The following is a 23,075-nucleotide window of genomic DNA, read 5'->3' as shown; positions in this document are numbered from 1 at the left end:
GTGCCGCGCCCGCCGGGTCTCTACCGCTCAGTCGAGCAGATCGATGCTCGGTTGTGGTTCGCGGCCACGCACTTCGATGGCGCCGATGACCAGATCCGGCGGCGGCACCAGCCCGAGATGCTCCCACGCGGCGGCGGTCGCGACCCGGCCGCGGGGCGTGCGGGCGACCAGCCCGGCGCGCACCAGGAACGGTTCACACACCTCTTCCACGGTGGCCGCTTCCTCGCCGACGGCGACCGCGAGCGTGGACACACCCACCGGTCCCCCGCCGAAACCGCGCACCAGCGCGCCGAGGACGGCGCGGTCGAGCCGGTCGAGGCCGAGCACGTCGACGTCGTAGACCTCGAGGGCCGCCATCGCGATCGGGTGGGTGATCACGCCGTCCGCCCTGACCTCGGCGAAGTCGCGCACGCGACGCAGCAGGCGGTTGGCGATGCGCGGCGTGCCGCGCGAGCGACCGGCCACCTCGGCGGCGGCGTCGTCGTCGATCTGCACGCCCAGGATGCGGGCCGAGCGCTGCAGGATCCGCAGCAGTTCGCCGGGTTCGTAGAAGTCCATGTGGCCGGTGAAGCCGAAGCGGTCGCGCAGCGGGCCGGTGAGCGCGCCCGAACGGGTGGTCGCGCCGACGAGGGTGAAGGGGGCGATGTCGAGCGGGATCGAGGTGGCGCCCGGTCCCTTGCCGACCACCACGTCGACGCGGAAGTCCTCCATCGCCAGGTACAGCATCTCCTCGGCGGGGCGGGCCATCCGGTGGATCTCGTCGATGAACAGCACATCGCCTTCGACCAGGTTCGACAGCATGGCGGCGAGGTCGCCCGCGCGTTCCAGGGCCGGCCCGGAGGTGATGCGCAGCGCGGTGCCGAGTTCGGCGGCGATGATCATCGCCATGCTGGTCTTGCCGAGGCCGGGCGGGCCGGACAGCAGGACGTGGTCGGGGGTGGCGCCGCGTTGCTTGGCGCCGCGCAGCACCAGGGCGAGCTGTTCGCGGACCCGGGGCTGGCCGATGAAGTCGTCGAGCGAGGTGGGGCGCAGGCCGGTCTCGGCTTCGCCGTCGGAGTGCAGATACCGCGCGGTGAGCGCGGATTCGTCGGTCTCGAAGTCGTCGGTGTCGAAGTCGTCCATGACCTACCTGTTCTTGCCGAGCAGGCCGAGGGCGGCGCGCAGGGCCACGGAGGTGGTGGCGGCCGGCTGGTCGGCCAGCACGGTGTCGACGGCCTGTTCGGCCTGTTTCGCGGGGAAACCGAGACCGATGAGCGCTTCGGCGACCTGCTCGCGCACAGGGGTGACCGGGACCTGCGCACCGGGCGGGCCCGCGGGCACCGGCACCAGGTTCACCTTGTCGCGCAGCTCGACGACCATGCGTTCGGCACCGCGCTTGCCGATGCCGGGCACCCTGGTCAGCGCGGCGACATTGCTCTCGGCCAGCGCTTTTCGCAGTGCCTCCGGCTCGAGCACGGCGAGCACGGCCATCGCCAGGCGCGGGCCGACGCCGGACACGGTCTGCAGCAGGCCGAACAGATCGCGGGCCTCGGTGTCGGCGAAGCCGAACAGCGTCATCGAGTCCTCGCGCACGATCATCGCCGTGTACAGCCGGGCTTCCTCGCCGCGGCTGAGCCCGGCCAGCGTCGCCGGCGTGACATTGAGCCGGTACCCGACCCCCGCGGCTTCGATCACCACATGGTCGAGCGCGATCTCGAGTACCTCGCCGCGTACCGACGCGATCACCCGCGCACCACCTTCCGTTGTTCGGCCAGCCGTTGTTCGTAGCGGCGGCGGACCTCGTCCGCCTGTGCCTGCGCGGCCGCCATCCGGTCCATCAGCGGCGCCCGCCAACAATGACAGATCGCGAGGGCGAGCGCGTCGGCGGCGTCGGCCGGTTTCGGGGCGACCTGCAATCCGAGTATCCGGGTCACCATGGCGGTGACCTGCGCCTTGTCGGCGGTGCCGTTGCCGGTGACCGCGGCCTTCACCTCACTGGGTGTATGGAAAGCGACCTTGATCCCGCGCCGCGCCGCGGCCAGCGCGATCACGCCGCCCGCCTGCGCGGTCCCCATCGCGGTCCGCACGTTGTGCTGCGCGAAGACTCGTTCGATGGCGACGGCTTCGGGACGGTGCGTATCCATCCATTCCTCGGCAGCATCGGCGACGGCCATCAATCGCAGTGCCAGCTCCGCCTCCGGCGGTGTGCGCACCACGCCGACATCGAGCGCGACGACCTTGCGGCCGGGGCCACTGTCCACCATGCTGAGCCCGCACCGGGTGAGCCCGGGATCGACGCCCATCACCCGCACCGGCAGCCCCTTCGAAGAAACGAACAGTTGTTCGAAAGTCTAGAGCATTCCGCCGCGGCCACCGACCAGCGACACGAGCCCCGAACGCCCCTGCCCGACAGCCGAGCAGGGGCACGATCGGTCCCGCGCGGTCAGTCGACGGACGCGCTGCAGGAGACGAAACCGAAGGTGCCGGTCGAGGTGTCCTCGTCGAGGACCTTGCCGTCGCGCAGGATCCGGCAGCTGACCGTGCCTTCCTCCAGGCCCGATGTCGTCACGGTGATGCTGCCCATCTTCGCGAAGCCGGAGACCGTGACGTCCTTGCGCCACGGCACACTCGACGAGTTCGCGGTGTTCTGGTCGAATTCGCCGGTGTAGTAGGTGATGTCGACCTGCGAGGCGGTGCCGCCCACCTCGTAGACGAGATCAGCGCTGCTGTTGACTTCCTTGTCCACCTGCCAGGCGGCCACCCCGACGATCGCCGCGCATCCGCCGCCGAGCAGCACGAGCACGAGCACGATGCCGCCGACGATCCACGGCCACACCGGCTTCTTCGGCGGCTGCGGCGGATATCCGTAGTTCGGCGGGTACCCGCCCTGCGGGTATCCCCCTTGGCCCTGCGGGTATCCACCCTGGTACGGCGGCGGTGGCGGCTGGTAGGTCATCGGTCCCCCTCGGGCACAAGCGGTTAGAGCCAGGACCTTACCCGAGGACGGGCTAGGTCAGTGCCGCGAGGAAGACCGTGAGCGCCCGGTCGTCGAACAGGACGAACCGGACGTGCTCGACCGCGGTGCCGGCGGATCGCACGGTGTCGACGGCGATCCGGGCGCCGTCGTCCATCGGCCAGCCGAAGATGCCGGTGGAGATCGCGGGGAACGCCACCGTCCGGGCACCCAGTTCGTCTGCCACGCGCAGGGATTCGCGGTAGCAGGAGGCCAGCAGCGCCGAGCGGTCCTCGGCGGCCGACCACACCGGGCCGACGGTGTGGATCACCCAGCGGGCGGGCAGCCGTCCCGCGGTCGTCGCCACCGCCTGACCGGTCGCCAGGCCCTTCCCGTAGTGCGAGGCACGCAGGTCACGGCACGCGGACAGGATCTCGGGCCCGCCCTTGCGGTGGATCGCGCCGTCGACGCCGCCACCACCCAGCAGCGAGGAGTTCGCCGCATTGACCACCGCGTCGACCTGCTGTTCGGTGATGTCCCCGCGCACCGCCTCGATCCGTGTCATCGGTCTATTGTGCTGGCCGTGGCGAGCGCGACACCACCGGATATCGCGGCGTACCGTCGACACCGTCGCAGATCGTCGCTCCACCCGAGTCGAGGAGAACCGCGCATGCCCACACCCACCGGCGAGGTCCTGCCGACGTCCGACGGCAGGGATCTGGTGATCACCCGGTCGCTGGGACTGCCGATCGAGGAAGTCTGGGCGCGATTGACCGATCCGCACCTGACCGTGAGCTGGTACGGCGCCTGGGAGGGCGACGCGGGCACCGGCAACACCATCCAGGTGCAGATGCGGTTCGAGGAGGGCGAGCCGTGGACGGGGATGAACATCGACGACTGCACGCCGCCGATCCACCTCGGCCTCTCCGCCACCGACCAGATCGGGGTGTGGCGGCTGGAGGTGACGCTGCTCGACACCGGGGCGGCCACCGACGTGCGCCTGGTCCACCACCTCACCTCGGAGTACCAACTGGCCGAGATCCCGCAGATCGGTCCCGGCTGGGAGTACTACGCGGACATGTTCGTCGCCGCCTGCACACACACCGAGCGACCGGACTTCGCCGACTACTACCCGGCCATGGCGGGGTACTACGAGAAACGCGCGTCCTAGCCGAAACGTGAACCGCCCCGGCCGATGTCACGGCCGGGGCGGTTCAGCGGTATTGCCTGGCCTACTCGTCGTCGAGCTCGGCGGCTACCTCGTCGGAGATATCGACGTTGGTGTAGACGTTCTGCACGTCGTCGCTGTCCTCGAGCGCGTCGACCAGCTTGAGCACCTTGCGGGCACCCTCGGCGTCGACCGCGACCGACACCGACGCCTGGAAGCCGGACTCGGCGGAGTCGTAGTCGATGCCCGCGGCCTGCAGGGCACTGCGCACGGCGATCAGATCGCCGGGCTCGCTGATGATCTCGAAGGACTCACCCAGGTCGTTGACCTCTTCGGCGCCCGCGTCGAGGACGTGCTCGAGGATGTCGTCCTCGGACAGGCCGTTCTTGTCGAGGGTCACCACGCCCTTGCGGCCGAACAGGTACGCCACCGAACCCGGGTCGGCCATGTTGCCGCCGTTGCGGGTCATCGCCACGCGGACCTCGCCCGCGGCGCGGTTGCGGTTGTCGGTGAGGCACTCGATCAGCACGGCGACACCGTTGGGGCCGTAGCCCTCGTACATGATCGTCTGCCAGTCGGCGCCGCCGGCTTCCTCGCCACCGCCGCGCTTGCGGGCGCGCTCGATGTTGTCGTTGGGGACCGACGACTTCTTCGCCTTCTGGATGGCGTCGTACAGCGTCGGATTGCCCGCAGGGTCACTACCACCAGTGCGGGCCGCCACCTCGATGTTCTTGATCAGCTTGGCGAAGAGTTTGCCGCGCTTGGCGTCGATTCCCGCCTTCTTGTGCTTGGTGGTGGCCCATTTGGAGTGGCCGCTCATGCCCTACTTCCTTCAGGTCGGTTGCGCGTCTGCCCGGGCGGACAAGCTCGATCCAGCCTACTCGGGCCGCGCGCGACCGTGGACGCGGGCGTTCACCGAGCCTTGCGCACCAGGTCCACGAACAGCTCGTGCACCCGCAGATCGCCGGTGACCTCGGGGTGGAACGAGGTCGCTACGACATTGCCCTGCCGGGCGGCGACGATGCGGCCCTGTGCCGGTCCGTGCGGCACGCGCGCCAGCACCTCGACGCCGGCACCGACCCGCTCGACCCACGGCGCGCGGATGAACACGGCCCGCACCGGTGTGTCGAGGCCGGTGAAATCGAGGTCGGTCTCGAAGGAGTCGACCTGGCGGCCGAAAGCGTTGCGGCGCACCGTCATATCGATGCCGGACAGGTGCTGAGCGTCGGCCCTGGTGTCGAGCACCTCCGAGGCCAGCAGGATCATGCCCGCGCAGGAGCCGAAGGCGGGCATTCCGTCGCGTAGTCGCGCGCGCAGCGGTTCGAGCAGCTCGAAGGCCTGCAGCAGCTTGGAGATGGTGGTCGACTCACCGCCGGGCAGCACCAGCCCGTCGACCGCGGCCAGCTCGGATTCCCGGCGCACCAGCACCGCGTCGGCGCCACAGTGTTCCAGCGCGGCAACATGTTCGCGCACGTCACCCTGGAGCGCGAGGACGCCGATGGTCGGCCGGGTGGCAGCGGAGGATGCGTTCACAGGCGCTGAGCTTACGAGCCGTGCCGATGTGCGCCCGCTCACGGTCACCGTCGACGTTGCGTCGACGCCGGGTGCGTTCCTTCACCATCGCCCAGACAGGCATGGTCCGGCACTGGTGGCAGACCGAGGAATGCAGGACCGGTGCGGCGGGCATCCGCACCGGTTCCGGCGCACCGCCTACTTGTGGCGCGGCGTCCTGATCAAACCCTCCTGGACGACCGCGGCGACCAGATTGCCGTCCCGATCCCAGATCTTGCCGCCGGTGAGTGCGCGGCCGAAGCCGGCCGACGGCGAGGACTGGTCGTAGAGCAGCCATTCGTCCGCGCGGAACGGGCGCAGGAACCACATCGCGTGATCGAGCGAGGCGTCCTGGGTCGGTTCGCCGGGGTGGGCCACCTTCGACGAGCCGAGCAGCGTCATATCGCTCATGTACGCGAGGGTGCACACGTGGAACAGCGGGTCGTCGGGCAGCGGGTGCCGGTACCGGAACCACACCTGCTGCTGGGAGGCGGCGCCGTCGCGCTGGGCGACCTGGCCCTGCGGGACGGTGCGGATGTCCCAGTGCTCCCATTCGCGCATCGCCCACAGCCGTTCCGGGCTCAGGGTGACGCTGGCGTCGGGCAGCCCCTCAGGCGCCTCGACCTCGGGCATCACGTCCTGATGCTCCGGGCCTTCGTCGCCGCGATGGAACGACGCCGACATCATGAAGATCGCCTGCCCGTCCTGCACGCCGGTCACCCGGCGGGTGCAGAACGACCGGCCGTCGCGGATGCGCTCCACCAAGTAGACGGTGGGCTCCTCGGGGTTGCCCGGCCGCAGGAAGTAGCCGTGCAGCGAGTGCACCTGGAAGGAGGGGTCGACGGTGCGCACCGCCGAGACCAGCGCCCGGCCCGCGACCTGACCGCCGAAGGTGCGCGTCAGCTGGGACTCGGTGGCCGCACCACGGAAGATGTCCCGTTCCAGCTGCTCGATCTCGAGCGCCTCTTCGATAGTCGCCATGCGCTCGAGATTATCCCGTCGCCGACCGCCCGGTCTGTCCGGCTCGGCACTGCGCCGCGGAATTTGCTGTGATAGGGCGGTGCCGTCGTTCACACCCACCTCCCCCGCGGCCATGGCGGGGATCGTCGCCGACCGCCTGGCCGAGTTGCCCGGGCGGCGCGTGCTCGCCGTCGACGGCGCCGATGCCGCGGCGCCGGTCGAGCCGGCCCGGCGGATCGCCGACGCGCTTACCTCGCGGGGCCGGTCGGCGGAGGTGGTGTCACTGCACGACTTCGTGCGCCCGGCCTCGTTGCGGATGGAATTCGGACGCGATGACGAATGGTCCTATCGCACAGCCTGGTTCGACTACGACGCGGTGCGCCGCGAGATCCTCGATCCGGTCCGGACCGCCGGCCGCTGGCTGCCCGCGCTCTGGGACGAGGAACGCGATCGATCGGCGCGGGCGGCGGTCCGCACGGCGCAGGCGGACCTGGTACTGGTACTGGCCGGACCGATGCTGCTGGGTCGCGGCCTCGCCTTCGATCTCACCATTCGACTGGAGCTGAGCGAGCAGGCGGCGCTGCGCCGCACCCCACCCGATCAGCAGTGGACGCTGCCCGCCCTGCGTGATCACGCCGCTGAGAATCCCGAGGCCGCCACGTGGACGGTGCGCTGGGACCATCCCGACCGGGCCGCGTTGCGGGTCGGCACGTAACTCGCTGCCGCGCAGCCACACTCGCCCCGGATACACGAAGACCCCGGCCGGAATTCCGGCCGGGGCCCGTGCTGCGGGATCAGGCGCAGGCGGCCGACTGCTGACCCAGGTTGGTGAGCATGCCGCAGGCCCACGACTTCTGGACCTTCCACTTGCCGTCCTCGGCCACGAACGGCACATCCACGACATTGGTCTGACCGTTGAGCGTGAAGTTCGCCTTGGCGTTCACGCTGTCACCGAAGGAGGTCACCTCGGTGACCTGCACCTGGACGTTGGCGTCCTTGGCGGCCTGCGCCAACCGGTTCGGCAGCTCGGGATCGGCGGCGACGCCCTGCACGAAGTCCAGCTTCTGCTCGTTCGGGACCGAGGGATCCAGCGCGGTGTTCAGCTGCGCGTTGAGCGCCTCGACGGTCGGCACCGCGGGCAGGTTCGCGGCGGCCGAGGCCGTAACCTTGGCGCTGGTGGTGGTTTTCGCGGCGGGCTTGTCACCCTTGTCGTCGCTGCACGCGCTCAGGCCCAGGGCCGCAACCACAGCCAGGCCCGCAATCGCGAAACGTCCGGTCCTACCAAACTTCATCCACTCGTCCTTACGTCGGGTCGTCTTCGCCCTGGCGGGCGACGGCACGAACCAGCGCCACAGGACGCAGGCCTCGATACCACGGCCCGGACGCTACCCAGCGATGGTGAGGAAACTCTGAGAACGGGGTCGCGGCGGTCTGTGAGAGGCGTGGTCCGGTCATGCGTAAGCGGCCGACAATGCGGCAGCGATCACGTGCGGGTCGACACGGGTCGGCAGCTCGCATTCCTCGGGAATCGGCAACTGCGCCAGCAGATCCGCGGCGTCGGTGAGCGAGCAACGATCCCGCCCGATGACCTCACGCAGCACGACAAGGCGAAACAGCGTGGGCCGAGGATCCCGGTCCATCTCCGCGGCCAGACCGGTCAGGCCCCGGTCGGTGTATACACCGCGCAGGCCGTCGGCCCAGTTGGTGAGATCGGCGGCGTACCGGTCGTAGGCGGCGGCCAGATCGCCCCGGCTGGTTCGGGTGAGCGCGGTGAGCAGACGCCAGACAAAGGTGTCGTGCTCGTCGGCCACCCCGGGATGATCCTTGGCGAATTCTGTCCAGTCGGCCTTCGCGGCCCAGTGCGCCACGTCGAGGAAGTCCACGACCGGCCTGCGTTCGTGCGCGCGCGGCGCGATCACGGCGCGGAACAGCCCGAACGGCAGTTCGGCGCGTTCGGCCAGCAGCACCGCGTCGAAGAGGTCTTTGCCCTCGGGGTAGGTGTCGCTCGCCAGCCAGAGCAATTTCCAGGCCAGCGACAGTCGCGGGCTCGCCGTATACAGCAGCGCGCCGGGACCTTCGGTGCCGATCCGGGCGACTTCGGTGCGCACCGGCGGCTCGGGCAGGTCTTCACCGAACACGAAGTCCAACTGCACGGTGCCGCCCGGGATCGCGGCCTCGGTGGTGTGCCATGGCAGGACGAGCCGGCGGCCGGGTACGCGGCAATAGGTCCAGATCTCGTCGGCGACGGCCCCGTCCGCCTCGATCCGGACGATCCCACCGGACTGCGCCGAGGTCTGCTGTGCCGCCACGGCGAGGTCGTCGAGCATGGTCGCCGTCCGCGCGTCGTGCAGCGTCCAATCCGGTGTCAGCACAACGAAATCCAGGTCGCCCGGTTCCCGTGCGTCGGCGCCGTACCAGGCGCGAAGGAGCACGCTGCCGCGCACCATCAACTGCTCCGCCCATGCGGTGCCCGCGACCGCGGCCAGCACGTGGTCGAGCGCGGCGCGACGCGCGGCGCGCCAGCTCTCGGCGACCGCCGGATCGGCGAAATACGGCTCGCTCAACCGCATCCCGTACTGGCGATCCTGCACCGAGGGGTCGAAAACCGGCCGCTGCCGGACTCCGTCGCCGACCACCGGAGCCAACGTCGGCGGGAATCCCTCGGCCGCCGGCGGCGCATGACCGGGGACCCACTGCTGCTCACCAAGCCACGGTCCGAGCCGGAAGTGCTCCCACGGGATCGGCTGCGCCGGTGGCAGGTCCCCGTCCAGCCAGCCGTCGTCCACCGATTCGTCGCTGTCGTAGACGACGTATTCGTGTTCCCGCGACAGCACCTCGTAGCCGTGCTCCAGCAGTGCCAGCTCCAGCAGCTGCAATCGGGTGCCGGAGGTGTGTCTGCCGACCTCGCGGCACCGCTGCGTCACGAACCGTTCGACGCGTCCGTCGGATCGGGTTCGCCTGGCATTGGCCGAGACATGCGCGTTGTGCCCGGCACAGGCCGCCACGACCGCCGCCACGGCGGTATCCGGGGGTAGCAGAAGTTTGAGGTGGTGCTCGAAGTACCGATGCGGCCCCCTGGCCCGGCCCTCCTTGTCGGTCACCGGCACACCCCGCCCCCACGGGTGGACCTCGATCTTGGTCCGGATCACCGGCAGTCCGGCGGCCGCCAGTTCCCGTGCCGCCGCGGCGGCCGCCTCGGCCACCGGTGCGAGGTCACCGGTTCGGCGCAGCGTGAGCATCGGCTGATCGGCGATACGGCCGCGCGCGAGGACGATGTGGGTGAACTTCATCTCCCGGCGCACCGCGAAAGCCTCGGCGGCCGCGAGGGTTTCCGCGTCGGCGGCGCGGACGGTCAGATGCACTTCGAAGGTGCCGTGGAAGTCGACGTCTGTGCTCACCCGCCCATCGTCACACGGCCTAGCGAATCAGCGCAGGGCAGCGATCGCGGCGACGAGCCGGGCGTGGGTCTCGGCGTCGGCGGCGGCGATCAGCCCGTGTGGTTCGGTGTGCAGGGGTTGTCCGGCCAGGTTGGTGACCACGCAGCCCGCGGCCTGGCAGACGGCGATGGCGCTGGCGAAATGCACGCTGTCGCGCAGATCTCCACCCGTGACGTAGGCGGCGCGGCGCCCGGCCGCGACCCATGCCAGGGCCAGTGAGGTCGACAGGACGCGCGGATGGAATTCCCCGGCGAATCCGGGTGCGTCGAACAGGCTCGCGGGGCTCGACCAGGGAAAGGGGTGGTCCAGATCGACGTCGACGAGGCGGCTGTCGGCCCGGGGTAGCAGCGGCTGATCGTGTCCGTCGCCACGTAGGTGGGCGCCCTGACCAGCCGTCCAGAAGACCTCGGCGGCGAAGGGAGCCCCGACCGCGGCGGCGGTGACGACGGAACCGGTCCGCAGCGCCACGTTCACCGCGACGGACGGCGTGCCGACAGCGAAATTGCGGGTGCCGCAGAGGGGATCGATCAACCAGGTGCGGTCGCTGCGCACCGTCCCGCTCACTCCCGATTCCTCGGCCAGGAAGCGATCGCCGGGACAGGCCGCGGCCAGCACATCGAGGATGGCCTTCTCCGCGGCCAGATCAGCCTGGGTGGCGAAATCATCGCCAACTTTTTCGTACCGGGTGAGTGGTCCGTGAAACGCGGACCGGATTACTTCCGAAGCGACTTCTGTTGCGTGAATAGCGATTTCAACATCCGTGTGGTGCACCGTCTCCACGGTACGGACGCGCACGGCCCCCAGCGGCCGAACACGTACCGGTCACATCTCGATCGGGCCCGGCGGGATCAGCGAGCCAGATAGACGGCCAAGCCCAGCCCCGCGACGCCGACACCCACTCGCAGCAGGTTCGGCGGAATCACCTTGACCACCGGCGGCCCACACCACCCACCGGCCAGCGCGCCCAGTGCCAGCGCCAGCGCCGCCCACCAGTGCACCGGACCGAACGCCGCGAATCCGACCGCGGCGACCAGATTCGCGATGCCGAGCAGGAAGCTCTTGAGAACCGATGCGCTCCAGAGGGATTCGGAGGTGCACAGCAGCATCATCGACAGGTAGATCACGCCGGCGCCTGCGCCGAAGTACCCGCCGTAGACGGAGATGAGCACGATGCCGACGGGCACGATCCACGGCGCGTTCAGCTCGCCCACATGGCGGCGCACCAGCGGCTGCACCAGCAGCGCGATCGAGGCAACGGCCACCAGGAACGGAACGACGAGCTCGAACGCTCCGGCGGGCGCCACCAGCAGCGCGAGCGCACCGAGCAGGCCGCCGATCGCCGAGAGCACCGCCCAGCGCACCAGGGTGGCTCCACGCCCGGTGAGTTCGCGCCCCGAGTTCGCGGTGGCGCCGACACCGACGGCCACCATCGCGACCGTATTGGTGACATTGGCCGCGACCGGCGGCAACCCGACAGCCAACAGCGCCGGATAGGAGACGATCGAGGCCATCCCGGTGACGAACCCCACCAGGCCGGTGAAGAATCCCGCGACAACCAGCAAGAAGAAGTCGAGCGCGGTCACAGACCGACTGTACGGTATGCCCACCTGGGAGCATTCTCAGGCCCGCGCCGCCGCGAAGACGGCTGGGCAGCAACGAAAAACGGTCGCCCCGAGAAGAGTTCGGGGCGACCGCCGATCAGGAGGCTAGCAGCCGGTCACCAGCCGCGCTCGGCGAGGCGGTGCGGCTGCGGGATCTCCTCGACATTGATGCCGACCATGGCCTCACCCAGGCCGCGCGAGACCTTGGCCAGCACGTCCGGGTCGTCGTAGAAGGTGGTGGCCTTCACGATGGCGGCGGCGCGCTGCTCGGGGTTGCCCGACTTGAAGATGCCGGAGCCGACGAACACGCCCTCGGCGCCGAGCTGCATCATCATCGCGGCGTCGGCCGGAGTGGCGATGCCACCGGCGGTGAACATGACCACCGGCAGCTTGCCGGTCTGGGCGACCTCACGGACCAGCTCGTACGGGGCCTGCAGTTCCTTGGCCGCCACGAACAGCTCGTCCTCGGACAGCGAGGTCAGGCGGCGGATCTCGGCGCGGATGGTGCGCATGTGGGTGGTCGCGTTGGACACGTCGCCGGTGCCCGCCTCGCCCTTGGAGCGGATCATGGCCGCGCCCTCGGTGATGCGGCGCAGGGCCTCACCCAGGTTGGTGGCGCCACAGACGAAGGGGACGGTGAAGTTCCACTTGTCGATGTGGTTGGCGTAGTCGGCGGGGGTGAGCACCTCGGACTCGTCGATGTAGTCGACGCCGAGGCTCTGCAGGATCTGCGCCTCCACGAAGTGGCCGATGCGGGCCTTGGCCATCACGGGGATGGACACGGCGGAGATGATGCCGTCGATCATGTCCGGGTCGCTCATCCGGGAGACGCCGCCCTGGGCGCGGATGTCGGCCGGAACCCGCTCGAGCGCCATGACGGCCACCGCGCCCGCGTCCTCGGCGATCTTGGCCTGCTCCGGGGTGACCACGTCCATGATCACGCCGCCCTTGAGCATCTCGGCCATGCCGCGCTTCACGCGGGCGGTGCCGACGGTGGTGGTGGTCTCAGGCGTAGTCACGGCTGTCTCCTGTGTCATGTGCGCCAATCAGGTCGCTCGTTATGGACACCGTCGATTCTAGAGCCGCCCGAAATCGACCTTCATAGCCAGTTGGGGTCCACTGGCCTTGCCACGACCAGCGGCAATGCGAGTCCCGCCCGCCGCTGGCCTGCTCCAGTGGCCCGCGTCTCAGCCCCGACCGGCCGTCGCCGCTCTCGGCAACCGGGCCGCCACGCACCGGTCGATCCGCACGTCAGCGGATCGAGCGCACCACGTGCTCGGTATCGTCCGCCGCCGCGGTGACGGCCTCGGCGAGCAGTTCGTCGAGGTGGTACGGGTACACCGCTTCGCCCTTGTCGTCGAGGGCGCGGATGTCGGCGGGCGTGCACCAGCGGTGGTCGGTGATGGTGCGCCGCTCCAGCGCGTTCAGCGCGGCCGGGCGCCATTCGAAGCGCGGGGCGCGCAGGGTGAAGAACAGTTCCTCGGAGCGGATGAGCTCACCGTTGAACGGGAACACCGCGACCCGGCGCCACAGCGGACCGAGCAACGCCGCCGGATCGACACGCTGACCGGTCTCCTCGTGGATCTCGCGCACCGCCGCGTCGCGCAGGCTCTCCCCCGGTTCGACCCCGCCGCCGACGGTGAACCAGAACGCTTCCTCGGGCAGCATCGGATCGTGGCCGCGCAGCAGCAGCACCCGGTCCTGCTCGTCGAGCAGCACCACGCGCGCCGAGGTGCGGGTGGTATCCACCTCGAGGCCGGTGGCCGCGGCGGGCGTGGCCCGTTCGGTGATCTCGAAGTAGTCCGGCAGCGGCGCGGTACCGCCGAGGTGCAGCACCCGTACCGGGCGCCGGGTGCGCAGCGCGAGGGTGTCGCGCACGGCGTCGTTGTGGAAGCGGCGCGCGATCAGCACCCTGGCCTCGGCGTCGGCGAGCTCGGCGACGAGCTGGGGCCGCAGCTGGTCGATATCGACCAGCGACAGCGCGGCCGAGAGCTGGTTCTCGATCGTCTCGCGGTCACCGCGATCGGCGCGTTCGGCGCGGTCGGCCAGTGCCGCGAGCTGGACGGCCCGGTCGGCCCGCCGCGGATCGGTGCTCACCGGACCGGCGATGGCCATCGCCACCGCGCGCGCCACCACGGCCCGCCGGGCCAGTGCGGCGTCGAGGGCCTGCCAGGACTGGTCGGAGCGCACGTGCAGCCGGTCGAGCCGGTTGGCCGTCGAGTAGGCCCAGACGCCGAGTGCGAGCACGAGCAGCGCGATCAGCCCGAGGACGAGGACCGTTGTCGCGGAGAAAGTGATCATCCGGCGGCCCTGACCCTGTCGTCGCCGACGGTGACGGTCTCGTACACCCGCAGGATCTGCTCGGCCACCACCGGCCAGTCGTAGCCGGCGACCACCTGGGTGCCGGTGCGTACCAGCTGGTCGCGGGCGGCGTCGTCGGTGAGCACGGTGTCGATCGCGGTGGCCAGCGCGGCGGAGTCGCCGACCGGGGTGAGCATGCCCGCCGTCCCGTCGCGCAGCACGCGCCGGAACGCGTCGAGCTCGCTGGCCACCACCGGGGTGCCCGCGGCCATCGCCTCGATCAGGATGATGCCGAAACTCTCGCCGCCCAGGTTCGGCGCGACATACACATCGGCGCTGCGCATCGCGGCGGCCTTCTCCGCGTCGGAGACCTGGCCGAGGAAGCGCAGATGCCCGGCATGCTCGCCCGCCTCGCGGCGCAGCCGGTCCTCGTCGCCGCGGCCGACGATGAGGATCTGGACATCGGGGTGGCGTTCGGTGAGTGTGGGCAGCGCGCCGAGCAGCACATCCATGCCCTTGCGCGGTTCGTCGTAGCGGCCGAGGAACAGCACCGTCTTGCCCGCACGCGGGTACCCGTCGAGCAGCGGGCCGCGCGCGAACGCGGAGACGTCGACGCCGTTGGGGATCTCCACCGCGTCCGAACCGAGCGCCTCGACCTGCCAGCGCCTGGCCAGCTCCGACACCGCGATCCGGCCGGTGATCTTCTCGTGGTACGGCCGCAGTACACCCTGGAAGGTGCTCAGCACCAACGACTTCGTGGTCGAGGTGTGGAAGGTCGCGACGATCGGGCCCTCGGCGATCTTGAGCGCCAGCATGGACAGGCTCGGGGCGTTGGGTTCGTGGATGTGCAGCACGTCGAAGTCGTTGCTGTCGATCCAGCGCCGGATCCGGGTGTAGGCCATCGGGCCGAACGACAGCCGCGCCACCGACCCGTTGTACGGAATCGCCACCGCGCGCCCCGCCGACACCACGAAATCGGGTAGCGGGGTGTCGTCGGAGGCGGGCGCGAGCACGCTCACCTTGTGGCCGCGTTCGAGGAAGACCCTGGCCAGTTCGACCACATGGGCCTGCACACCGCCGGGAACGTCGAACGAGTACGGGCACACCATGCCGATCTTCACCGCGTGCCACCTCCCTGGTTCGCCGTGATTCGCGCCAGCCGTTCCGGCGACAGGTCGGCCGCCCACTGCGGCTGCAGCATGTGCCAGTCGGCCGGGTGCGCGGCGATATTGGTGGCGAACACGTCGGCCAGCTCCTGCGTCGCAGCGGCCACGCCACCGGAGACATCCACCGGCGGACAGGTTTTCAGACCCCAGCCCTCGGTGCCGTCGGCCTCGGTGGTGAACCAGGCATGCACCGGGATCAGGGCGGCGCCGGTCTCGATGGCCAGCTTGGCCGCGCCCGCGGGCATCCAGGTGCGCTCGCCGAAGAAGTCGACGGGCACACCCTTGCCGGTGAGGTCGCGCTCGCCCATCAGGCAGACGATCCGGTTCTGCCGCAACCGGTCCGCGAGCTGCTTGAACGGCGGCTGCTCACCGCCGGTCAGCGGGAACACCTCGAAGCCCAGGCTCTCCCGGTAGGCGACGAACCGCTCGAACAGCGACTCCGGCTTCAATCGTTCGGCCACCGTGGTGAAGGTGTCGTAGTGCTGCACCAGCCACACGCCTGCCATGTCCCAGTTCCCCGAGTGCGGCAGCACGAAGATGACGCCGCGGCCCAGCTCCAGGCCCGCGTCGAGGTGTTCGAGGCCGTCGACGTAGTAGTCGACGGTGCTGTGGTCCATGCTGGGCAGCCGGAACGCCTCGCGCCAATACCTGGCGTAGGAGCGCATGCTCGCGCGCATCAGATCCGCGGGCACCTGTTCCGGGGTCACCCCGAGTACGCGGGCGAGGTTGCGCCGCAACTGCTCCGGCCCGCCGCCCTTGACGGCACGGTCGGCGCCCAGATCGAATACCTTGCGCACCAGGCCTTCCGGCGCCGAACGCACGATCCGCCAGCCCGCGGCGTACCCCCAGTCGCTCAACCGCTCGGTGAGGCTCACGATGCCGCACCTCCGGCCGTGTCCGGCTGCTGCGGCGCGGGCGGGATCACGATCCGCGCGCCCGGTGAATTGCGGACCGCGAGTACCCGCTGGAACACCGTGATGATGCTCAGCACCGCCAGCGCCCACATCGCCACGTACACGGCCCAGGTGAGCCACCCGATGCCCCAGTGCCCGCCGATGCCGGTGAGCCCGGCACCGACCAGCACGATGACCAGCCGGTCCGGGCGCTCGATCAGCCCGCCGTCGGCCGAGAGCCCACTCGCCTCGGCGCGCGCCTTCGCGTACGAGATCACCTGCGAGGTGACCAGCACGACCAGCGTCGCCGCGAACAGCTGCTTGCTGTGCTCGTGGTAGACCGCCCACCAGGCCAGGCCGCCGAAGATCGCGCCGTCGGCCACCCGGTCACAGGTGGCGTCGAGGACCGCGCCGTACTTCGTGCCGCCACCGCGGGCCCGCGCCATCGCCCCGTCGAGCATGTCGAACATGACGAACAGCCAGATGACCATCGTTCCCCAGAACAGGTGCCCGGAGGGGAACAGCGTCACCGCGGCGGCGATCGTCGCGGTGGTGCCGATCAGTGTCATCGCGTCCGGGGTGAGCCCGGTACCGACGAGCGCTTTGCCCAGCGGCGCAGTCGCTTTCGCAAACGTCTGGCGGCCGAAGAAGCTGAGCACGGTTGTTAGTCCTCCTGCGACCTGCGGGACACCCGCACCCGATCGGCGGTGATGTGCGTGGCTTCGCGACGATCACACATCTACGCCTCCCATGCCTCCGCCAGCAGCTGCCGCGTCTCGCGCAACAGCTGAGGCATCACCTTCACCCCGCCGACCACGGTGATGAAGTTCGCGTCCCCACCCCAGCGCGGCACGATGTGCTGGTGCAGATGGTCGGCCAGCGAACCACCGGCCACCCCACCGAGATTGAGACCGACGTTGAATCCGGCGGGCCGCGACACCCGCTTCATCACCTGGATGGCCCGCTGCGTGAAGGCCATCAGCTCCGCGCTCTCGGCGGACGTCAGATCCTCCAAGTCGGCGACCCGGCGGTACGGCACCACCATCATGTGCCCGGGGTTGTACGGGTACAAGTTGAGCACCGCGTAGACGGTTTCACCGCGCGCGATGATCAACCCGTCCTCGTCGGACATCTTCGGGATGTCGGTGAACGGGTGCCCGGTGGCGTCCTTCGGCTTCACCTCACCGGTGATGTAGGACATCCGGTACGGCGTCCACAGCCGCTGCAGCCGGTCCGGCTGACCCGCGCCCGTGTCGACGATCGAACCGGCCTCCGACGCGATGGACTCACTCATGAGGACGCCTTCGCGCTGACGACCTCGAACCCCTCGGCGGTGGGCGAGGCGTTCTCGCGGTTACCGACCCAGGCCAGGATCGTGGCGACCGCGTCGTCGACCGGCACACCGTTGACCTGGCTGCCGTCGCGGAACCGGAAGCTCACCGCACCGGCTTCCACGTCGCGCGCGCCCGCCAGCAGCATGAACGGCACCTTCTGCGCGGTCTGGTTGAAGATCTTCTTCTGCATCCGGTCGTCGCTGCGGTCGACCTGGGCGCGCACGCCCGCGTCCTGCAGCCGATCGATCACCGAATCCAGGTGCGGGGCAAAGTTTTCCGCGACCGGGATGCCGACGACCTGCACCGGCGCGAGCCAGGCGGGGAACGCACCGGCGTAGTGCTCGGTGAGCACGCCGAAGAACCGCTCGATCGAACCGAACAGGGCGCGGTGGATCATCACCGGACGCTGCTTGGTGCCGTCGGAGGAGGTGTACTCCAGGTCGAACCGCTCGGGCAGGTTGAAGTCGAGCTGGATGGTCGACATCTGCCAGGTGCGGCCCAGCGCGTCCTTGGCCTGCACGGAGATCTTCGGGCCGTAGAACGCGGCGCCACCCGGATCGGGCACGAGGTCCAGGCCCGAGGCCTCGGCGACCTTGGCCAGGGTCTCGGTGGCCTCTTCCCACAGCTCGTCGGAGCCGACGAACTTCTTCGGGTCCTTGGTGGACAGCTCGAGGTAGAAGTCCTCGAGGCCGTAGTCCTTCAGCAGCGACAGCACGAACTGCAGGGTGCTGGTCAGCTCCGCGTGCATCTGCTCCTTGGTGCAGTAGATGTGCGCGTCGTCCTGGGTCATGCCACGCACGCGGGTCAGGCCGTGAATCACGCCGGACTTCTCGTAGCGGTACACCGAGCCGAACTCGAACATCCGCAGCGGCAGTTCACGGTAGGAACGACCGCGCGCGCGGAAGATCAGGTTGTGCATCGGGCAGTTCATCGGCTTGACGTAGTAGTCCTGGCCGGGTTTCCGCACGGTGCCGTCCTCGTTGAGTTCGGCGTCGAGGTGCATGGCCGGGAACATGCCGTCCTTGTACCAGTCGAGGTGTCCGGAGACCTCGAACAGATGCCCCTTGGTGATGTGCGGGGTGTTGACGAACTCGTAGCCGGCGTCGATGTGGCGCTGCCGCGAGTACTCCTCCATCTCCTTGCGGATGATGCCGCCCTTGGGGTGGAACACCGGCAGACCGGAGCCGAGCTCGTCGGGGAAGCTGAACAGGTCGAGCTCGAGGCCCAGCTTGCGGTGGTCGCGGCGCTCGGCCTCGGCCAGCAGGTGCAGGTACTCGTCCATCGCCTCGGTCGATTCCCAGGCGGTGCCGTAGACGCGCTGCAGGTCCTCGCGGTCCTGGTCACCGCGCCAGTAGGCGGCCGAGCTGCGGGTCAGCTTGAAGGCGGGGATGAACTTGGTGGTGGGGATGTGCGGGCCGCGGCACAGGTCGCCCCAGATCTTCTCGCCGGTACGCGGGTCCAGGTTGTCGTAGATGGTCAGCTCGTTGCCGCCGACCTCCATGATCTCCGGGTCGTCGATGCCGGACTTGTCGCTGATCAGCTCGAGCTTGAACGGCTCCTTGGCCAGTTCCACCCTGGCCTCGTCGATCTCGACGACGCGACGCGAAAAGCGCTGCGCGCCTTTGATGATCTTCTTCATCCGGGATTCCAGCTTGGCCAGATCCTCGGGGGTGAAGGGCCGGTCGACGCGGAAGTCGTAGTAGAAGCCGTCCTTGATCGGCGGGCCGATGCCCAGCTTGGCGTCGGGGAACTCCTGCTGCACGGCCTGGGCCAGCACGTGCGCGGCCGAGTGCCGGATCACGCTGCGGCCGTCCTCGGTGTCGGCGGCGACGGGCTCGACCTCGACGTCGGACTCGGGGATCCAGGACAGGTCCTTGAGCGCGCCCTCGGCGTCGCGGACCACCACGATCGTGTCCGGCCCCTTGGTCGGCAAGCCCGCTTCCCGCACCGCCGCGCCCGCGGTAGTCCCGGCCGGCACCCGGACGAGGGCGACTGGGCTGATGGGTGCAGAGGTGGTCACGGGGATGCTCTCCTTGACGTTGTGGTCCGGCGGGACTTTCCCCCGCCCGGTTGCAGGCACGATCCTACTGGCGGCCCGCCACTCCGCGAATATTGGCTGTTCCGCCTCCCCGGAAATTCTGGCCGGACTAGGGATGGAGTCGGGTTGTCCAGGCGGCCGGCGGGCGCGTACTGGGCTACGTTCGCCGGTCCCCGGCGAGTTACCCATGTACAAGCGAAATCTGTTGTGCCGGCATTCATGCTTCGGCGAGCATGGCCATACGCTCGGCCGCCGGGCGTTTCGGGCAGCTGGTGCACATGGCGCAGCCGGGTACCTCGTAGACCAGGCAGCAGGAGAGGCGTTTGACGAAGGTGCGCTCGCCGACGGTGACGAACCGGGGGGCGAGCAGGCGGGCGCCGATTTCGCCCGCCAGCTTGGTTCCGGCCGCCTGGTCGCCCGCGTCCAGCGCCCGGTTGCCGATCGCGTCGGTGACGACGGCCCAGAGTGCGGGCACGCCCGCTCCGGAAACGGCGGCGACCTGCATTATCACTGCCGTCAATGTCTCGCGCAGTGCGGTGCCGACGGCCTCGGCGGCGTCGTCGAGGACGACGGTCGACCGGAACCGCACACGCTCGACTCCCCCATCGGGCCTGACTTCGCAGTCGAGCTCATCGAGCGCGGCGATCGGGACGGGCGTTCCGGCCGCGTAGGCGCTGGTGATCTGGTCGACCAGGGCCGAGGCGACCATGCACCACCACAGCGTGCCTCCGACGCGGGGCGTCTCGGTACCCCAGGCCCGGCTCATCTCGCCGATCCGGGCCGAGACCCACGCGGGATCGGTGAGCCGGTGTCCGGGGACGGTGCTCACGACATCAGGGGACTGCGCAACCATGGCCAACCGACTCCGATCCACCCTGCCACCATCGAGAAGGTTCCGAGCAGCCACAACGTCACCACGACGAGGGCGAAGGTGGCCACCGCGCCGAGGATCTTGATCGTCCACCCGCGCGAGGTGTACCAGTCCATGACGATCCGGTACTTGCCGCGCACCCACGTCAGCGTGTGATGGGCCCAGACGAACTCGGTGGCCAGGATGCCGAACCCCGCGAACACCAGCGCCCAGCCGGGCCCCGGGTACGGGATCGTGATGATCCCGACGAGCAGCACCAGCCCACCGAACACGCCGACGGCGATGCGGTAGCCGAGGTTCAGGGTAGGCCGGTGCTCGATGCTCGCCCGGAAGGCGCGCCAGCGCTCTGCGAAGACCGGCTTGCCCGCCGATGCCCCGGCGGTGGAATCCGCCGGGGCATCGGAGGTGTCGGCGGTCGGCTTGCTCATCATCGTTCCAGCCTACGAGCTGCCGACGCCCCGCTCACACCGTCACGGGGACCTCGTCGCGGTCGGTGATGGTGCGCACGCCCTCGACGGTCACCTCGATCACCCGCGCGCCCGCGATGTCGAAGAACAGCCCCGACACCTCGACCCCGCGCTCGGCCACCGCGCGGCGCACCGCCGGATGGCGATGCAGCGTCTCGAGCTGCACGGCGACGTTGACCATGCTCAGCTGGTCGGTCTCGTCGAACCCGGCCGCCCGCGCCGCCCGCGCGACCGGATGGTCCGCCCGGAACCGGTGCAGGCTGGGCTCGGCGTGCCGCAGCCAGGAGCTCAGCCCGCCGTCGGCGTCGGCCCCGGAGTACACCGCCTTCATCGCGCCGCAGGCGGAGTGCCCGCAGACCACGACCGAGCGCACCGCAAGCTCCTCGAGCGCGAACACCAGCGCCGCCTCGACGGAGTCGTCGCCGCTGGTCGGCACCAGATTGCCCACATTGCGGACGGTGAACAGGTCACCGGGGCCGCTCGAGGTGATCACATTGGGCACGATCCGCGAGTCCGAGCAGGTCAGGAAGAACGAATCCGGGTCCTGCCGGTCGCGCAGCTCGTCCAGGTGCGGGCGCACGACATGGGCGTGGCTGCGATGGAAGGCCGCGACGCCCGCGTTCAGCGCGTCGCTGCCGGACTTCTGGTGCCGCCACGGGCCGAGCAACTCGTCCCAGGTCGCGCGCCCGAAGCCGCGAGCGGGCGGAGCGCCGGTGGTGTCGGCCATCTTGGCGCTGCCGATCTCCACGAAATCGACCCGGCCACCGCCGCTTTCCTGCTGATGCTGCCAGGATTCGATGGCCTCGAAGGCGGCGTGGTCGAGGAAGTCGACCGTCATCTCCACGGTGACATCGGCGCCCGCGGGCACCTTCGCGAGCTCGGCCGACAGCTTCGGCAGGGCGAGGAAGGTGCACGAGCCGTCGATCCGGACCAGCCAGCGCGCACCGTCGGGCATCGGCACCGCCGACACCTGGACGCGCACGACCCGCCACAGCAGCAGGCCGAAAGCCAGCCCGAGCCCGAGGATCACACCTTCGAGCAGGTTCAGGAACACCACGCCGAGCACGGTGACCAGGTACACCAGCAGGTCGCCGGTGCGCCGCGCCAGCCGGATGTGGGCCAGCTTCACCAGCTGGATGCCGATGACGATGAGCAGGCCGGCCAGCGCCGCCTTCGGGATCTGCTCGACCAGGCCGACCAGCGCCACCGAGAACAGCAGGATCCAGCAGCCGTGCATGACCGCCGAGGCCCTGCTGCGCGCGCCCGCCTGCACATTCGTCGCGCTGCGCACGATCACGCCGGTGATCGGCAGGCCGCCGACCAGGCCGGACAGCACGTTCGCCGAGCCCTGACCGATCAGTTCGCGGTCGAACCCGGTCCGCGGGCCGGTGTGCATCTTGTCCACGGCGACGGCCGACAGCAGGCTTTCCACGCTCGCGATGAGCGCGATGGTGAGCACCATCATCGCGACCGCCGACCAGTTCCCCGACGGCAGTTCGGGCAGTTGCAGCGCGTCGAAGAGCGAGCCGCTGAGCACGATGCGCTCGACCTCGGCCGGCAGGACGAGCGAGAGCAGGGTGGCCGCGACGACGGCGACCAGCGGTCCCGGCACCGCGCGCAGCTTCGGCGGTATGTGTTTCCAGCCGAGCATCACCGCGATCACGAGGGCGCCGACGAGCGCGTCACCGCCGTGCAGCGACATCAGCTGTCCGGGCAGCTCGATCAGGTTGCGCCAGGCGGTGCTGTGCGAGGAGCCGCCGAGCAGCACGTGGACCTGCTGCAGCGCGATGGTGATACCGATGCCCGCGAGCATCGCGTGCACCACCACGGGAGCCACCGCCAGCGCGGCGCGCGCGATCCGGCTCAGACCGAACAGGATCTGCACCAGGCCGGCGCCGACGACGATGAAGCAGGTGACACGCCAGCCGAATTGCGCGATGGATTCGGCGACGACGACGGTCAGGCCCGCCGCGGGGCCGCTGACCTGCAGCACCGATCCACCGAACAGGCCGGCGACGATACCGCCGATCACGGCGGCGACGAGGCCCGCCGCGACCGGAGCGCCCGAGGCGACCGCGATGCCGAGCGAGAGCGGCAGGGCGACGAGGAACACCACGATCGAGGCGGGCAGATCGTGGCGCAATACTGTGTCGCGCCAGTAGGACGGCGCGGGTCCGGGCGTCGGCGACGCCGGTGTGGCGGGAGGGGCTAGGTCGTTCGCAACAGACATGGTTCTCCTTCGTCGACTCGGCGCGGCCGTGGTCGATGGATGATCAACGTGTCGTGGACGGTCGGCAGACCGTGCAGTAGCTGCCTGCGATGAAGCACGGGAGACCCCGGGTCGACGGCGAACCGG

General features: G+C 69.8%; 24 protein-coding genes. 2 read left to right on the top strand and 22 right to left on the bottom strand.

From position 1 onward, the window contains the following. Positions 1 to 27: 27 nt before the first annotated feature. The 5 genes from ruvB to ACFVAV_RS08820 all read right to left on the bottom strand — a co-directional run bounded on the left by ruvB (position 28) and on the right by ACFVAV_RS08820 (position 3,497). On the bottom strand, positions 28 to 1,122 hold the full coding sequence (ruvB, locus tag ACFVAV_RS08840; protein ID WP_379032244.1) for a Holliday junction branch migration DNA helicase RuvB: 1,095 nt from the start codon (positions 1,120 to 1,122) through the stop codon (positions 28 to 30). 3 nt (positions 1,123 to 1,125) lie between these two features. Further along, positions 1,126 to 1,725, bottom strand: a complete 600-nt coding sequence (gene ruvA, locus ACFVAV_RS08835) for a Holliday junction branch migration protein RuvA (protein ID WP_379032241.1) — start codon at positions 1,723 to 1,725, stop codon at positions 1,126 to 1,128. Then, complete coding sequence (gene ruvC, locus ACFVAV_RS08830) at positions 1,722 to 2,291, bottom strand: crossover junction endodeoxyribonuclease RuvC (protein ID WP_189024891.1); 570 nt, start codon at positions 2,289 to 2,291, stop codon at positions 1,722 to 1,724. Before ruvC ends, ruvA begins: the two co-directional genes overlap by 4 nt. Before the next feature lie 131 nt (positions 2,292 to 2,422). After that, positions 2,423 to 2,935, bottom strand: a complete 513-nt coding sequence (locus tag ACFVAV_RS08825) for an MmpS family transport accessory protein (protein ID WP_379032238.1) — start codon at positions 2,933 to 2,935, stop codon at positions 2,423 to 2,425. A gap of 52 nt (positions 2,936 to 2,987) precedes the next feature. Continuing rightward, entirely contained in the window at positions 2,988 to 3,497 is a 510-nt protein-coding gene (locus tag ACFVAV_RS08820) for an O-acetyl-ADP-ribose deacetylase (protein WP_379032235.1), read from the bottom strand. A 105-nt stretch (positions 3,498 to 3,602) separates the two neighbouring features. Between ACFVAV_RS08820 and ACFVAV_RS08815 the strand changes: the two genes are divergently transcribed. Then, the gene (locus ACFVAV_RS08815) at positions 3,603 to 4,103 is read left to right on the top strand and encodes an SRPBCC domain-containing protein (protein ID WP_379032233.1); all 501 of its coding nucleotides are present in this window, start codon (positions 3,603 to 3,605) and stop codon (positions 4,101 to 4,103) included. A gap of 61 nt (positions 4,104 to 4,164) precedes the next feature. On the opposite strand, the gene ACFVAV_RS08810 is transcribed toward ACFVAV_RS08815, so the two are convergent. The 3 genes from ACFVAV_RS08810 to ACFVAV_RS08800 all read right to left on the bottom strand — a co-directional run bounded on the left by ACFVAV_RS08810 (position 4,165) and on the right by ACFVAV_RS08800 (position 6,632). Beyond that, positions 4,165 to 4,920 carry a YebC/PmpR family DNA-binding transcriptional regulator gene (locus ACFVAV_RS08810; protein ID WP_357344921.1) on the bottom strand — a complete coding sequence of 252 codons (756 nt, stop codon included), beginning with the start codon at positions 4,918 to 4,920 and terminating at the stop codon, positions 4,165 to 4,167. A 92-nt stretch (positions 4,921 to 5,012) separates the two neighbouring features. Continuing rightward, on the bottom strand, positions 5,013 to 5,633 hold the full coding sequence (pdxT, locus tag ACFVAV_RS08805; RefSeq protein ID WP_379032229.1) for a pyridoxal 5'-phosphate synthase glutaminase subunit PdxT: 621 nt from the start codon (positions 5,631 to 5,633) through the stop codon (positions 5,013 to 5,015). Between the two features lie 177 nt (positions 5,634 to 5,810). Next, positions 5,811 to 6,632, bottom strand: a complete 822-nt coding sequence (locus ACFVAV_RS08800; protein ID WP_379032226.1) for an acyl-CoA thioesterase — start codon at positions 6,630 to 6,632, stop codon at positions 5,811 to 5,813. 79 nt (positions 6,633 to 6,711) lie between these two features. Here ACFVAV_RS08800 and ACFVAV_RS08795 point away from each other — a divergent pair, with 79 nt between their 5' ends. Beyond that, positions 6,712 to 7,326, top strand: a complete 615-nt coding sequence (locus ACFVAV_RS08795; RefSeq protein WP_379032224.1) for a hypothetical protein — start codon at positions 6,712 to 6,714, stop codon at positions 7,324 to 7,326. A gap of 79 nt (positions 7,327 to 7,405) precedes the next feature. Here the strand turns inward: ACFVAV_RS08795 and ACFVAV_RS08790 are convergent, their stop codons facing one another. The 14 genes from ACFVAV_RS08790 to ACFVAV_RS08725 all read right to left on the bottom strand — a co-directional run bounded on the left by ACFVAV_RS08790 (position 7,406) and on the right by ACFVAV_RS08725 (position 22,949). Further along, positions 7,406 to 7,903 (bottom strand): hypothetical protein, encoded by a 498-nt coding sequence (locus tag ACFVAV_RS08790; RefSeq protein ID WP_379032221.1) that lies wholly within the window; start codon positions 7,901 to 7,903, stop codon positions 7,406 to 7,408. Between the two features lie 159 nt (positions 7,904 to 8,062). Further along, positions 8,063 to 10,009, bottom strand: coding sequence for a nucleotidyl transferase AbiEii/AbiGii toxin family protein (locus tag ACFVAV_RS08785; RefSeq protein WP_379032218.1), 1,947 nt, complete (start codon positions 10,007 to 10,009; stop codon positions 8,063 to 8,065). 27 nt (positions 10,010 to 10,036) lie between these two features. After that, positions 10,037 to 10,819 (bottom strand): inositol monophosphatase family protein, encoded by a 783-nt coding sequence (locus ACFVAV_RS08780; protein WP_379032215.1) that lies wholly within the window; start codon positions 10,817 to 10,819, stop codon positions 10,037 to 10,039. Positions 10,820 to 10,896: 77 nt separating this feature from the next. Further along, positions 10,897 to 11,631, bottom strand: a complete 735-nt coding sequence (locus ACFVAV_RS08775) for a TSUP family transporter (protein WP_379032212.1) — start codon at positions 11,629 to 11,631, stop codon at positions 10,897 to 10,899. Positions 11,632 to 11,765: 134 nt separating this feature from the next. Next, a complete protein-coding gene (gene pdxS, locus ACFVAV_RS08770) occupies positions 11,766 to 12,686 on the bottom strand; it encodes a pyridoxal 5'-phosphate synthase lyase subunit PdxS (RefSeq protein WP_186817437.1) in 921 nt (306 codons plus the stop codon). 214 nt (positions 12,687 to 12,900) lie between these two features. Beyond that, the gene (locus ACFVAV_RS08765) at positions 12,901 to 13,947 is read right to left on the bottom strand and encodes an NUDIX domain-containing protein (RefSeq protein WP_379033547.1); all 1,047 of its coding nucleotides are present in this window, start codon (positions 13,945 to 13,947) and stop codon (positions 12,901 to 12,903) included. Next, a complete protein-coding gene (locus ACFVAV_RS08760; RefSeq protein ID WP_379032209.1) occupies positions 13,947 to 15,071 on the bottom strand; it encodes a glycosyltransferase family 4 protein in 1,125 nt (374 codons plus the stop codon). The genes ACFVAV_RS08765 and ACFVAV_RS08760 overlap by 1 nt, the downstream gene beginning before the upstream one ends. Further along, positions 15,068 to 15,991: a phosphatidylinositol mannoside acyltransferase gene (locus ACFVAV_RS08755; protein WP_379032206.1), complete on the bottom strand. Its 924-nt coding sequence runs from the start codon at positions 15,989 to 15,991 to the stop codon at positions 15,068 to 15,070. Before ACFVAV_RS08755 ends, ACFVAV_RS08760 begins: the two co-directional genes overlap by 4 nt. Next, positions 15,988 to 16,668 carry a phosphatidylinositol phosphate synthase gene (gene pgsA / locus ACFVAV_RS08750; RefSeq protein ID WP_379032203.1) on the bottom strand — a complete coding sequence of 227 codons (681 nt, stop codon included), beginning with the start codon at positions 16,666 to 16,668 and terminating at the stop codon, positions 15,988 to 15,990. The genes ACFVAV_RS08755 and pgsA overlap by 4 nt, the downstream gene beginning before the upstream one ends. Before the next feature lie 80 nt (positions 16,669 to 16,748). After that, entirely contained in the window at positions 16,749 to 17,303 is a 555-nt protein-coding gene (locus tag ACFVAV_RS08745) for an HIT family protein (RefSeq protein WP_379032200.1), read from the bottom strand. Further along, positions 17,300 to 19,363, bottom strand: coding sequence for a threonine--tRNA ligase (gene thrS, locus ACFVAV_RS08740; protein ID WP_379032197.1), 2,064 nt, complete (start codon positions 19,361 to 19,363; stop codon positions 17,300 to 17,302). The genes ACFVAV_RS08745 and thrS overlap by 4 nt, the downstream gene beginning before the upstream one ends. Before the next feature lie 235 nt (positions 19,364 to 19,598). Beyond that, positions 19,599 to 20,210, bottom strand: a complete 612-nt coding sequence (locus ACFVAV_RS08735) for a (2Fe-2S)-binding protein (RefSeq protein ID WP_379032194.1) — start codon at positions 20,208 to 20,210, stop codon at positions 19,599 to 19,601. After that, positions 20,207 to 20,683, bottom strand: coding sequence for a TIGR02611 family protein (locus ACFVAV_RS08730; protein WP_379032191.1), 477 nt, complete (start codon positions 20,681 to 20,683; stop codon positions 20,207 to 20,209). The genes ACFVAV_RS08735 and ACFVAV_RS08730 overlap by 4 nt, the downstream gene beginning before the upstream one ends. A 31-nt stretch (positions 20,684 to 20,714) precedes the next feature. Then, complete coding sequence (locus ACFVAV_RS08725) at positions 20,715 to 22,949, bottom strand: SulP family inorganic anion transporter (protein ID WP_379032188.1); 2,235 nt, start codon at positions 22,947 to 22,949, stop codon at positions 20,715 to 20,717. Between the last annotated feature and the right edge of the window lie 126 nt (positions 22,950 to 23,075).

Origin of the sequence: Nocardia sp. NPDC057663 (assembly GCF_042799895.1) — a bacterium.
Taxonomy (GTDB): Bacteria; Actinomycetota; Actinomycetes; order Mycobacteriales; family Mycobacteriaceae; genus Nocardia.
Note: the sequence above shows the minus strand (reverse complement) of the source record. Positions and strands in the feature narration are given on the sequence as shown.

Bases quoted from the DNA above. Each gene is read 5' to 3' on its own strand.
- ACFVAV_RS08810 (WP_357344921.1), bottom strand. From the start codon at position 4,920: ATGAGCGGCCACTCCAAATGGGCCACCACCAAGCACAAGAAGGCGGGA.
- ACFVAV_RS08725 (WP_379032188.1), bottom strand. From the start codon at position 22,949: ATGTCTGTTGCGAACGACCTAGCCCCTCCCGCCACACCGGCGTCGCCG.
- ACFVAV_RS08730 (WP_379032191.1), bottom strand. From the start codon at position 20,683: ATGATGAGCAAGCCGACCGCCGACACCTCCGATGCCCCGGCGGATTCC.
- ACFVAV_RS08745 (WP_379032200.1), bottom strand. From the start codon at position 17,303: ATGAGTGAGTCCATCGCGTCGGAGGCCGGTTCGATCGTCGACACGGGC.
- ruvB (WP_379032244.1), bottom strand. From the start codon at position 1,122: ATGGACGACTTCGACACCGACGACTTCGAGACCGACGAATCCGCGCTC.
- ACFVAV_RS08825 (WP_379032238.1), bottom strand. From the start codon at position 2,935: ATGACCTACCAGCCGCCACCGCCGCCGTACCAGGGTGGATACCCGCAG.
- ACFVAV_RS08815 (WP_379032233.1), top strand. From the start codon at position 3,603: ATGCCCACACCCACCGGCGAGGTCCTGCCGACGTCCGACGGCAGGGAT.
- ACFVAV_RS08800 (WP_379032226.1), bottom strand. From the start codon at position 6,632: ATGGCGACTATCGAAGAGGCGCTCGAGATCGAGCAGCTGGAACGGGAC.
- ACFVAV_RS08820 (WP_379032235.1), bottom strand. From the start codon at position 3,497: ATGACACGGATCGAGGCGGTGCGCGGGGACATCACCGAACAGCAGGTC.
- pdxS (WP_186817437.1), bottom strand. From the start codon at position 12,686: ATGACACAGGAGACAGCCGTGACTACGCCTGAGACCACCACCACCGTC.
- ACFVAV_RS08790 (WP_379032221.1), bottom strand. From the start codon at position 7,903: ATGAAGTTTGGTAGGACCGGACGTTTCGCGATTGCGGGCCTGGCTGTG.